This is a genomic window from Paenibacillus sp. FSL K6-2862, assembly GCF_038005125.1.
Lineage (GTDB): Bacteria > Bacillota > Bacilli > Paenibacillales > Paenibacillaceae > Paenibacillus > Paenibacillus illinoisensis_A.
The window spans coordinates 1615352-1627841 of the sequence record NZ_JBBOSN010000001.1 but is presented as its reverse complement, the minus strand read 5'-3'; the positions used below and the strand labels follow the sequence as shown (position 1 = coordinate 1627841).

Annotated in this window: 9 protein-coding genes and 1 pseudogene; all 10 read right to left on the bottom strand. The window is 46.1% G+C overall.

Annotated elements, in window-relative coordinates:
• Window position 1 precedes the first annotated feature (1 nt).
• A complete protein-coding gene (locus tag MHB82_RS07455; RefSeq protein ID WP_341174291.1) occupies window positions 2–1042 on the bottom strand; it encodes a hypothetical protein in 1041 nt (346 codons plus the stop codon).
• A gap of 68 nt (window positions 1043–1110) precedes the next feature.
• Window positions 1111–1950 (bottom strand): phytanoyl-CoA dioxygenase family protein, encoded by an 840-nt coding sequence (locus MHB82_RS07450; RefSeq protein ID WP_181429723.1) that lies wholly within the window; start codon window positions 1948–1950, stop codon window positions 1111–1113.
• Window positions 1951–1970: 20 nt separating this feature from the next.
• Entirely contained in the window at window positions 1971–2873 is a 903-nt protein-coding gene (gene aepX / locus MHB82_RS07445; RefSeq protein ID WP_110757536.1) for a phosphoenolpyruvate mutase, read from the bottom strand.
• Window positions 2874–2884: 11 nt separating this feature from the next.
• Window positions 2885–3895 carry an aldolase gene (locus MHB82_RS07440; protein WP_341174290.1) on the bottom strand — a complete coding sequence of 337 codons (1011 nt, stop codon included), beginning with the start codon at window positions 3893–3895 and terminating at the stop codon, window positions 2885–2887.
• Between the two features lie 47 nt (window positions 3896–3942).
• Window positions 3943–4494, bottom strand: coding sequence for a thiamine pyrophosphate-dependent enzyme (locus MHB82_RS07435; RefSeq protein ID WP_341174289.1), 552 nt, complete (start codon window positions 4492–4494; stop codon window positions 3943–3945).
• 9 nt (window positions 4495–4503) lie between these two features.
• The gene (locus tag MHB82_RS07430) at window positions 4504–5007 is read right to left on the bottom strand and encodes a hypothetical protein (protein WP_341174288.1); all 504 of its coding nucleotides are present in this window, start codon (window positions 5005–5007) and stop codon (window positions 4504–4506) included.
• Window positions 5008–5046: 39 nt separating this feature from the next.
• On the bottom strand, window positions 5047–6300 hold the full coding sequence (gene thrC / locus MHB82_RS07425) for a threonine synthase (RefSeq protein ID WP_341174287.1): 1254 nt from the start codon (window positions 6298–6300) through the stop codon (window positions 5047–5049).
• Between the two features lie 756 nt (window positions 6301–7056).
• Window positions 7057–9066, bottom strand: a complete 2010-nt coding sequence (locus tag MHB82_RS07420; protein ID WP_341174286.1) for a B12-binding domain-containing radical SAM protein — start codon at window positions 9064–9066, stop codon at window positions 7057–7059.
• Window positions 9067–9587: 521 nt separating this feature from the next.
• On the bottom strand, window positions 9588–11468 hold the full coding sequence (gene recQ / locus MHB82_RS07415; RefSeq protein ID WP_341174285.1) for a DNA helicase RecQ: 1881 nt from the start codon (window positions 11466–11468) through the stop codon (window positions 9588–9590).
• A 347-nt stretch (window positions 11469–11815) separates the two neighbouring features.
• Window positions 11816–12490: pseudogene (locus MHB82_RS07410) on the bottom strand (Rpn family recombination-promoting nuclease/putative transposase); the annotation flags it as partial.

Sequence of the window (12490 nt, the reverse complement as noted above, 5' to 3'; positions counted from 1 at the left end):
TTTATCCTCCTGAATGAAGTGATAATGATATACTCTCATGTTCCGGCAGCACCCCTGATCCGATGATTCGGAGCGCTTGTACTTGCTCTAACATTTCTGTAATTTTTTTAACAGAGAATTGAAGCTTTTCATGATTGACTTTTATATAATGATTCCAGGAACTGTCGCTGGTCTCTGGTATCGTTTCAATATTTTCACCTATTCTATCTTGATGATTGGATAACGGTTCAATGTAGCAATCCGGAGAAGATGAAACGGTTGGATAAAAAATATAGGCCACCGGGCACTGTAATCCGGGCTCAGATGATGGCATTAGTTCTCTGAATAATTGAGGATCAACGGCTACCTTATGTTTAGGTGACCAAATATCCTTAATTTCTTCGGCGTTGATGCTCATGTTTACCTTATTAATCACTTCAGGGTATTTGGTTAGTGTTCCTATGCCGATATGAGGGTAATCCGGCCAACCACTAGCCATCAGAACACCATTTTTCTCAAATAAAAACGTTTTGTCTCCGCTCATGATTTGATAGCCGAACCGGTGTACCAATTCCATGATTGTCGTTGTTTTTCCCGAGCCTTTTGGACCTGTAATCAAATAGGCTGCGCCATTACGGAAAGCACATGAAGCATGAAGAATCACGGTTCCTTCATTTTCTTCATTCTTAATTACGACATCTCTAATCAGCTCAATTAAAATTAAATTAAATGCTTCAGAAGTGACGTCTTCACTTGTAACATCAATGAATTTAGTAGAAGCATCCAAAGTTAAGAGCGTATTGGTATGCTTGCAGAATAATTGTTCCTTTTCTCCAACGTGTTGACGGACAGCTGGAATCGTAAAAAATGGAGAAGCACTTTTACGAATATAGAGAGGTTCCCAATCATGATGTCCAGCATAATTCGCAAGATCTGCTTGTCCCTTCCGTATACGAATGGTCGCTACACACGAAGAAGTATCACCCTTAGATTCACAAATAACAAAATGTGTGCTGAAGAAGTCAATCACCCGGTCTATATGAACTTCATCTTCAACCAACATAACCAGATTTGTGTTCAGAAAATGAAGTGTAATCGTTCTGATCTCAAACACCTCTATTCAGTTTAGAATTACTTCGTAATATGATTGTGATCCCTATAGGCTCTTCGCATCCCAGCCAACGATTTCTTGATAGGATGCGCATCCTCCCACTCAATTAAGGAGGTAATGAGTTCATGGGTTACAGGGTGAAGACTCTCTCTATAAGCTTTATCCTTCATCCATGGACGTGAAGTATATCCGCCCTTTGCTTCATCCTTGGCTTGCAAGCTAAAATGGACCGTTCGCCTTTCACTACCTGCCTCTGCGAATCCACGGTGAAGTATTAAAGCGTTAAATAAAACCAGATCACCAGGTTCGCAATACAGTGTGACTTCGTTAGGGAGTGGAGACGATTCCCTGTCTAAAATTGCTTGCAATTCTTGTTCATTCAATGCCCTGATATGTGTACCAGGAACCGCTTTAAAAGCTTCATCTTCATATAAGGAAAGATTGGCTAGCAAAAACGTCGTTTGCCCCGGTTGATCAAAATCATAGGGATCCTGCTGATCACGGTGCCAAACCAGATTGTAATCCACTCTTTGGGGAGCCCAAAAGGAATGCATTGTCCAAAATCGAAGTTGATTACCGATGATTTGGGATATAGGAGACATGATCTTTGGATTAGCAAACAACTCGTCAAAAGAAGGATGACGGAGTTCCGGAGATAAGATGTCCGCCACACCCCATGTATCGTAGCCCTCATCCTTTTGGGTATAACGGGTCTTGAACTGTAAAGGATCACTGTTAACTTTTTGGTAGACCAATTCTATAGCCGATCTTAACCTTTCCAACTCCTCGGCTGATATTACATTCTTCAATAAAATGAATCCATCCGTATGATAGGATTGCAGCTGATCGATGGTTAACAAGGCAAACAGCTCCTTTATCGTTATTTACTTATAGCCGGCACTTCCACTTTTTTATATCGTTGCTCAGTATAATAGTTTTCGGCATCAAGCATTTCTTGAAGCCCCTGTAGTTTAAAAACATCTTGAACCGATGCGATTTTATCTTCAATCTGTAAGGTATTCCCTGCTAATTTGATTTGCTGAAATGTCTGTCTGATAGCGTGGATGGAAGTTCTTAGTCCATGATTTGCATAAATCACCATTTTCACTCCATAGTCTTGCAATTCTGAGGCACTAATCTGAGGATAGGTTGTGGGTACCAGGATGATGGGTAATCTATTGGAATAGAGACTTAAAAAATGTATAATTTCGGACGGATCATTTTTCTTGGAATGAATTAATATGGCGTCTGCTCCTGACTCTTCATAAGCCTCTGCTCTTGCTACAGCCTCATTCATTCCAGCACCCGCAATGAGCGCTTCAATTCGGGCAATAACCATAAAATCAGGGTTACGCTGTGTATCCTTAGCAGCTCTGATTTTTCCGGAGAACTCTTCAATAGTAGCGAGCTTTTGTTCTCCGCCAGCAAAACTATTTAACTTAGGAAACAGTTTATCTTCCATGCAGATTGCAGCTATACCATTTCGTTCATATTCACGTACCAAATGCATCACATTATTGACATTTCCATAACCCGAATCACAATCGGCGATCACCGGAATGTTGGTTACAGCATCCATTGAAGCAGCGGCCTGCAAATATTGTGTCATCGTGAGAATATTCGCATCTGGCACAGCATTTACTGCCGAGATTTCCAGACCACTTGCCCATATGCCGTCAAAGCCCGCTTCCTCTACCAGCTTTGCACTTAATCCGTCATGCGCCCCTACGATTTGGATAATTCTATCATCAGCAAACAAACTTCTGAGTTTTTGTGCTTTCACATTAAATCTCCTCACTTTTTGGGAATGGGACTTCCTTGTTCGGACTGAATGATGTCACCTATCTTTTCCACGAGATCCGCGTCGACTTCATGCGGCATCAGCTGACCAATTCGGTAGCCAAGGTACATGGGGTCAATGCCCTTCGTTTTGCTAACCCGTTCAATGTGCTGATAATAATAATAATGCAGGTTATTGAGTCCACAGATTATTTCCGGCTGGGCAATGGTCATTGGCACCGTTAGTACCTTTTCAAGGAAATACGCTGAAAGCTGTAATATCGGCGTTAATTCATATTTCCCTTCATACCGCTTCCACTTATTCATAACCGCTGCGAATTGTTCCGTCGCCAAATTACCTGCTCCTCTAGCCATCCCACATATGGATGTGTCAATGTAAGATACGCCTAAGTCCAAAGCTCTCAGCGCATTAGCAAATGACAGCCCAAGATTGTTATGACCATGAAACCCGAGGGGTAGTTCGGTCTTATTTTTCAATGCATTGACAATGGCTGTAATATCGTCAGGATGAAAAGCACCATAAGAATCTGCAAAATAAAAGACGTCAGCACCTGCATGTTCAGCCTCTTGGGCAATCATGGCTAATTTACCGGCTTCAATATAACTCGCTGACATCAAATTAAAACAAACCTTAAATCCCCAGTCTTTCAGAACAGAGACATAAGTTAATGCTTTTTGCACATGTTGGGGGTATGCGGCAACACGAATCCAAGCCACACATGAGTCTCGTAAGTCTTCAAGCTGACGAAGGGTACAAACTTCAGGAATTACCATGACAGCATACTGTGAATACCTGAGTTGTTGCGGAAGGGAACGAATAAATTCAGCATCACATTTAGCAACGCTTCCAACCTGAGTGGAACGATTGCTGCCCGATCCTCCGCGATATCCAATTTCAATAATCTCAACGCCCGCATGATCCAATTGATGAATCAGCAGATTAATCTCTTCAGATGTAAACATCCATTGGTTCAGATTTCCGCCATCTCTCAATGTACAATCCAACAAAGATATTGGGCTAATGGTTCAAACCTCCGTTTCACAGCTGCAAATCAAGAGACACTTACAGCCAAAGTAGACATAAAGCGTTGTACAATTTCTTGTGGTGTCCACTCTACACGTTTTCCAATCTTCCCTGCATTAGCTTCTACCTTGCAATGGAACATCACAGGACCTTCTTCCACTTTTTCCGGGAATTGATCGAGTGATTCAATAACATGCACCTTGTTATACCCTATGTTCTCCAAGGTTTCTTTTGAATTTGAGAAGGGAACGGTGTGCTGCCCCCCTGTACTCTCATGCATTTCGTTATCCAGAACGACATGGATGAGATTGGAGGGTTGGTGTTGGGCAATCATAAGCGTAAACCCAAAATTCATTGCAAACGACCCATCCCCATCCAGAACGATAAACGTATTATGAGGATTCGTTATGGCCAATCCTAGGGCAATAGGTGCAGCCATCCCCATGGAACCTACCATATAAAAATGTTCCTGCCTATCACTGGCATTATACAAATCTCGCGTGATGTATCCGCAAGTTGATATAATATGGGCATCTGGATAAACTGTAAGCAATTTTTCAATGACTGCTATTTTCCTCATATTGCCTCCTTAAATCGCCTCTTTGATCAGCAAAGCCACCGGCATGCTGTTCTTTTCAATAAGCTCCGTGCATGCTTTAACAGAAGCTGTACCACGTTCTTTTTCAAATTCCACATAAGGTATTTTGATAGCATCCAGTATATGAAGAAGCCTCTCGCCAATCAGATCATGTTCGACTGCATCGTTCTCATAAGCCCCTCTCCAGCTAATGATTAACAAAGCCGGAATTTGATAGATTGAATATAAGGATGTCAGGACATTCATGGAATAGCCCAGACCTGAGTTTTGCATCAGAATTGCACATTTCCTGCCACCTAGATGCATACCTACTGCAACTCCTAATGCGGAATCCTCCCGAATTGCGGGCATGTAGATAATCTCTTTCTTTTCCACGTACTCCTTATCTTCCAGAATCCCGAATAATCCCTTCAATAAGGAGCATGGCACTCCCGTAAATGCATTGTAGCCTTGCTCAAATAATTCATTTGTAATGCTTAGCGCCTCATTACTCATTCACAATATCTCCATCTCTACGTTAGTTTGTCTAAACCTTTATCTCACTTTCTCCATAATGCTATCCAAAGAAAGTGAAGAAGAAATGATCTTATTGGAATAGGGGTGCTCCTTCTCAATGTGATACATACGAAGCGCATCGGTATCCTTCAAAATATGACCTGTCAAGATGCATGCCACCGTTTCGTCCCTATCGATTACCTTTTCTTGTATTAACTTTTTGACACCGGCTACCGTTGCAGCGGATGCAGGTTCACAACCGATTCCAGAAGCATCTACCACAGCTTTTGCATTTAAAATTTCCTCATCTGTCACAAACATGGCTACACCGTTGGTCTCCTCGAGCGTACGCTTCGCTTTGCGCCAACTTGGTGGATCACCAATATTCAGGGCTGAAGCCAGGGTGTATGGATGTGGCTCAGGTTCTAGCAATTGTTTTTGTTCAGCAATCATCCTATAGAATGGGCTGGCTCCCTCTGCCTGAATAACAGCCACTTTAGGCAATTTATCAATAAAACCCAAAGCGAACAGGTCGGAAAGGCCCTTTCCTAAAGCTGATACATTACTCAGCGCCCCACCAGGTACCACAATCCAATCTGGAAGTTCCCACTTCAAGTCTTGCGCAAGTTCATACACAATGCTTTTCTGACCTTCAATCCGAAAGGGGTTAATCGAATTGCAAATATAGAGGCCCAGTGATTCACTATTTTCCTCTAGAAATTTAATACCATTATCGTATGTACCTTCGAAAGAGAAAATATTCGCACCATACGCCAAGGTCTGAAGTACCTTGTTTAAAGAAATATTCTTGTTAGGCACAAAAACATAGGAATTGGTTTGTGCGATTGCGGCATACATAGCCAATGAAGAGGATGTATTTCCTGTGGAGGTACATGTGAATCTGCTGTATCCCATGGATTTACCATGTGTGACCGCAACGGTCATTCCATTATCTTTGAAGGAACCGCTTGGGTTTTCACTTTGCGCTTTTAACCACACTGATCTTGCCCCCACATATCTCTCCACGACTGCCGAATTGTACAACCCTGTATTCCCTTCATACTTTGAAATCACCAACTCTTCTTCCACGTCCGGAAAAATAAGTTCTTTGTATCTCCAAACGCCACTGGCATAGATGGACCGGCGGTCAGACAAACGTTGATGAAAAAGATGCTTGAGTTCGTCCGAATCGACTTTACTAAAGTCTTGTTGAATATCGAGCATTCCATTGCATGTACATGTATAACGGAATTCGCTATACTCGGTCTCACAGTTTATACAGATATATTTCATCTTTATTTGATAGACTTATAGAGTCTATCCTATCCCCCTCTTATTCTGACTTTAGAACATCCTGTCATGGTATTTAAAGATGCTTGCACAAGAAAATGATATTTTCTGTTTAATTACATAATCTACGTCTTTTAGACTCAATTCTAGTTGAATATCCAAAATAAGGTTTTATTTTCCACTATGTTACACTAAGACGTTACTCTTGAAAAGCGCTTTTTGCATAATTTTAAATTTAAATCAAAAAGCCAATTTTTTATCACAAAATTCTCTAAACCATGACAAATTTCGAGCATAAATTATGGGAGAAAACAGACTGCTTCGGAGTATTGCTATAAGTTAAATGGAATTCACAAGGTACTTCGTATTAGGAGGAAGGCGAGCTATAAACAGACCAACAGGTATAAGGAAGACGGGGTTAAACGAACTAAGGAGCGAGGTACGTATGATCCATATCAAAACATGTTAGATGAGGAAGTGGTAATTGTTACTGAGGCATTGCCAAAACAAAGAAAGAAGGTCTTCTTCTTCCCAGATGGGATGTAGATGACCTTCCGATATAGTGAAAGATATAGTGTAGATGTTGTGAAAGGGAAAGCATCACGCGGCTGGTGCAATGGCAGGCCGCGTTAGGTTGAGGTGCTGCGCTCATTCAGGCAGCACCACATGGGGAAGCGCCACGACCGCAAAGCCGTGGCGCTTCTTCTGCTGCATGATGCCGATCCGGCGGCCTATGCAGCTTCTTCCTTGCCGCTGCACCTACATGGCAGCGGCTTCTTCTCCCAGCGGCAGCGTGTAATACTGCGCCTGCTGGTCTTCATGCTGCTGGTATACAACCACCAGCAGCGTCCGGCCTTTCGCGGCAAGCGGGCTGGCGCCAGCTAGCACACGCTCAAGCCGGAACGGAAGCACGTCCAGTACGGCGTGCTTCTGCAGTTCCTTTTCGCCGAGACCAAGGTCGGCGAAAGCACGGGCACCCATGACCGTCTGTGCGGTCATGGCCGAGGTCATCGGCAGCGCACGCGAAGCGCTGCCGTCCCCACCGTCCGCCGATCCATCCGCGGCGGACTGAGCAGCTTCGCTGCCGATCACACCCGCCGAATCGGCGGCAGAGTTTTCCCCGGCAGCAGCCGAACTTCCCGCAGCGGCACCTGCACCCGTGCCGCTGCTTTCCAGCCATGCCGTGCCTGCGGCACCGGCAACGCGCGGCAGGCGAACGTCTTCCGGACGTTCAGCCAGCGTTTTCATATAGAGCGCCCACTGATCCTTCTCCAGCGCATCGTCCCACCAGATTTTGCGTGGTTTGTACTTGTGGCCGAGGAAATAATCCAGCTTCATCAGGCCGAGCACGATATCCATATGCGGTGTGTTCCGCGACTCCAGGAAGCTGTGCAGACGAGTGAACAGATCTTCGAGCTGGTGGCCGATCTTCTGCCAGCCCTGACCCTCCCAGTAATCCCCGAACGCCTGGAAGAAGTCGAACGGCGAGTTGAACTCCTGCTCCATCAGATACTTCAGCGTATGGTCCATCCGGTGTGCGTTCCAGTATTTCTCCAGCACATCCTCGAGCCGCTTCAAGCGCACGATGTCGCTGAATGGCAGCACGTCACTGCCCAAAATCTCATACGGCGCGTGATCCATATACGTGTAATTGTACTTTTCCGCATCCAGACGAAGACCCGTACCACGAAGCATTTTGAGGAATCCGAGCTGAAGCTCTTCCGGCCCCAGGGCAAATACATCGTTAAACGTCTTACGGAACGTATTGTAATCTTCCTCCGGCAATCCGGCGATGAGATCCAAGTGCTGGTCGATTTTCCCGCTAGCTTTGACCTTGTTCACTGTACGGCTCAGCTTGGCAAAGTTCTGACGGCGTTTCACCAGTTCATTCGTCGGATCATTCGTGGACTGCACTCCAATTTCGAACCGGAACGTACCCGGTGGCGCATTCTCTGCCAGATAATCGAGTACCTCAGGACGCATGATATCAGCCGTAATTTCAAACTGGAACACCGTTCCCTGATGATTCTCAATCAGGAATTTGAACATCTCCATCGCGTAATCGCGCTTAATGTTGAATGTTCGGTCCACGAACTTGATCAGCTTCGCACCCTTCTCGATCAAATACAAAATGTCCGACTTCGTCCGCTCAATATCGTAATATCGCACGCCGACCTCAATACTGGACAGACAGAACTGACAGCTGAACGGACAGCCCCGGCTGGTTTCAAAATAAACCACTCGTTTCCCGAGATCCGGGATATCCTCTTCAAATCGATGCGGTGACGGCAGATCGTTCAGATCCGCCTTCGGCCGTCCTGGCATGAGGATGACCTCTTCCCCTTTGCGGTAGGCCAGTCCATATACAAAATGGAACTTCTTGCTTCCCTCCAGCTCCGTCAGAAGCTGATGCAGCGTCTCTTCCCCTTCACCCATGACGATGAAATCCACATTGGGAATCCGGTTCATCCAATATTCCGTGTCGTAGGACACTTCCGGCCCGCCAAGCAAAATTTTCACGTCAGGCATAACCTTTTTCAGGTTATCAATAACCTTGATCGTCTCTTCAATGTTCCAGATGTAACACGAGAATCCAATCACGTCCGCGCCGCGCTGATACAGGTCAGACACAATGTTCATGACGGGATCCTTGATCGTATACTCCGCCAGCTCAATATCAAAATCCTTCTCACTGTACGCCTTCAGACAACGCAAAGCCAGCGAGGTATGGATGTACTTTGCATTTAATGTAGAGAGAATAACCTTCATGGTTCACAACCTTTGCCTGGACACCCAGACCATATTTTTTTGGTAAAAGTAAAGCGCCACAGCCATCCAGTCCCGGATGCTGTTCATGTAAACCTATTTCGGCACCCAGATTTGGATGCTATTCGTGTTAAATCTCTATAAATAGCCATTCCACGTATCATGGACATATTCGAATTTTGTCTTTCAAAGGGTGGACACCCTTTTCAAAAAGACATCCACTCCCTGAGCCCCTCCAATATACTAGATTTTGACCCATGGACACTCATCGGAACCATATCCTGTGTAAGCCAACAATCGCTTTCTTCAAAGACAATGTCCACCTTATGAAAGACAATCTACCTCATTTCGTCCACCGCATAGAGACACACGAGACACTCCGACCGATATAACTTTGCCAATGACTGGATTCAAGTTTTGTTCACGATCCATAATCCATGATTAACAATCCACGATTCGCAATCAAAATTCAAAATCCATCATTTCATAAGCACCGTTCTGGAATTGTAGCCTTGCCCTTTTACTTACTCATACTCGTAAAAAGCATCATCATCCGTATCCACTTCTTCGCCCGTCTGCTTCTGGAAGAACTCAAGGAATGGCAGACCGTACTTACGGTACTTGACCTCACCGACCCCTTTAATCATCAGCATGTCACGTTCCGTCTGCGGACATACCACACTCATCTCGCGAAGCGTTGCATCATTGAAAATAATATACGATGGCACATGCTCCTTCGCCGCCAGATCGCGCCGGATCAGGCGCAGCTGCTCGAATACCGTCTCGTTGACTGCCGATGGCATCGCATCGCGACCCCGACGTCCGCCATAGTTCGTACCCGAAGCCGTAGCCGCTGTCTTGCGCACCACACGCTGCATCACTTCACGCTGGCCTTTCAGCACTTCCACCGCCAGCGGCTGTAAACGCACGACCGGATACTGTCCCTCGGACAGCATCAGATATCCTTCGGATACCATGACGTTGATAATTTCGGCAATTTCACGTTCCGTGCGATTGCCCATGACGCCATAGGTCGGCAAGGAATCGAAGCCGTACTCCAGTACTTTCTTGGCACGCGAGCCCTTGAGCACCGACGCCACCAGAGATACACCGTATCGTTCGCGCATGCGGTGAATACAGCTGAAGATTTTCTGTGCATCAATTGTCATATCCACCAGCTCGCGGTCGTCCGTACAGGAACTGCAGATGCCACATGGCTTGTCCTCATGGATCTCACCGAAATAATCCAGCTGCGCACTGCGCAAACAACGTGTCGTGTAACAGTAGTCCACCATCTGCTGCAGCTTCCGGTAATCGTTCTGTTTGCGGTCGCCCTCCATCGGATTCTGCTCAATCAGAAACTTCTGGGTAATAATGTCCTGCGCTCCGAACAGCAGAATGCATTGACTCGGCTCTCCGTCCCGTCCCGCACGTCCGGCTTCCTGTACATATGCCTCCATGTTCTTCGGCATGCTGTAATGCAGCACGTAGCGTACGTTAGACTTATCAATTCCCATCCCGAATGCATTTGTCGCGACCATGACCCGGATATCATCGTACAAAAACTGCTCCTGACTCTGGGCCCGTTCATCGTCCGTCATCCCTGCATGGTAGCGCCCTGCCGGCAAGCCTGCCTGCAGCAAACGCTGATGCAGATCGTCCACGTCCTTACGGGTCGCGGCGTATACAATCCCCGGCTCGCTAGCATGCTCGCGCGCGTAGTTCAACACAAAATCCTTTTTGCTCTCGCCGCGCAGTACGCTAAACGCCAGATTATCCCGCCCAAGTCCGGTCACATATGTCTGCGGGTCCTGCAAACGCAGCAGCCGCAGAATATCGCCCATGACCTCGGGCGTTGCCGTCGCCGTGAAAGCAGCAACCACCGGCCGCTCCGGCAAACTGTCCACAAACGGCGCTACCGCCAGATAGCTTGTCCGAAAATCATGGCCCCACTGTGATACACAGTGAGCCTCATCCACAGCCACGCAGGAGATGGGCAGCTGCCCCATCTCATCGCGGAACCAGTCCAGCTCCAGTCGCTCCGGCGCGACGTAGAGCAGCTTGAGCTCACCGCGCTGCGCCGCGCGGATGCGATCATTCACTTCTTTGCCGCTTAACGTACTATTAATATAAGCGGCGGCAATGCCGGCGGTCGTCAGTGCATCGACCTGGTCCTTCATCAATGAAATGAGCGGGGAAACGATCAGCGTCAGCCCCGGATATAAGAGAGCGGGAATCTGATAACAGATCGATTTACCGCCCCCGGTAGGCATAATGCCCAGCGTATCTTCGTATTCAAGCAGGCTGGACACGATCTTTTTTTGGCCCTCGCGAAAGTCGGGATAGCCATAATATTTTTGCAGGAGACCCTGCGCTTCTTCTAAAGTTGGTGCTTGCACACTCATGTAAAGACTCCTTACTTGTCACTGGTGTTCATCCACCAGCTTGGTCCCATCCGATTCTGACATCCGAACACGGCACCATTGCCGCATCCTTGACAACAAAATGGCGTTCTCATGACTTGTCCGTCAAGCAAAACGCCGCTCTCTTTAGTTTAACGGGCCAGCCCCGAATGAGCAACCGCGTTTTACTGTAAAACGTTTGAAGCTGCATCGCCAAAACAAAAACAACCGTTCATCCTGTTTGGACAAACGATTGTTTTTTGATTATGAACGAACCACACTCATATCCCGGCGGCATAATCAATTGCACCGATCAGCTCGTGTGCTCATTGTAATCCAATGCTAATCTTTCAGCGACTCAATTTCGACTCCAACAGGCCACTGGCTTTCGCGATAACAGAAACTTCAATTCCTAACGAAAGCATATTTTTTGCAATTTCAAGATCCTTTTTACGTTCTCCTTTTTCCGTAGCCCACTCAATCATTGAGGCTTCATCATGCAAATACTTCTGTCGCTCTTCATACAAACGACGCGCCTCTCGATCCTGACTTAAAAACTCCAGCGTATCCATTGCTTTCTTTAGCGTAGGTTCATTCATTTGCAGCACCTCCCAATTGGATTTGTCAGCACCTTTCAGGAACAAGAGCCAGTTGATCAGCCCACCTTCCATCGGGACGGATTGATCGTCCAGTTTGGATAATTCCATAAAATGTACTTCAAGATCATCACTTAGTTCAAGCCCCGTATGGTCTTCTCTCAGATGAAATACATTATGGTAACGCTCGTTGGCGATAAACGAGTAATTTAAAATATTGATGGTGACGCACTTCTTAGGTTCCTTATAGGTTTGACCCTCCTGCAGCTGGCTTGAGTAACGCTTGCTCCAGTAGTGTAGTGTACGTTTTTCAATATCGTATTTATTAAATAACTGCATTTCAATATTGATTAACTTGCCTTCCGCTGTTTTCGCCCAGATATCAAATGTAGACTGTTTGTCTAGTGGAGCATCTTTATCGGTATACGG

Excerpts from the sequence above, each read along its gene's own strand:
- thrC (WP_341174287.1), bottom strand. The coding sequence starts at position 6,300 with ATGAAATATATCTGTATAAACTGTGAGACCGAGTATAGCGAATTCCGT.
- MHB82_RS07435 (WP_341174289.1), bottom strand. The coding sequence starts at position 4,494 with ATGAGGAAAATAGCAGTCATTGAAAAATTGCTTACAGTTTATCCAGAT.
- MHB82_RS07455 (WP_341174291.1), bottom strand. The coding sequence starts at position 1,042 with ATGTTGGTTGAAGATGAAGTTCATATAGACCGGGTGATTGACTTCTTC.
- MHB82_RS07420 (WP_341174286.1), bottom strand. The coding sequence starts at position 9,066 with ATGAAGGTTATTCTCTCTACATTAAATGCAAAGTACATCCATACCTCG.
- recQ (WP_341174285.1), bottom strand. The coding sequence starts at position 11,468 with ATGAGTGTGCAAGCACCAACTTTAGAAGAAGCGCAGGGTCTCCTGCAA.
- MHB82_RS07430 (WP_341174288.1), bottom strand. The coding sequence starts at position 5,007 with ATGAGTAATGAGGCGCTAAGCATTACAAATGAATTATTTGAGCAAGGC.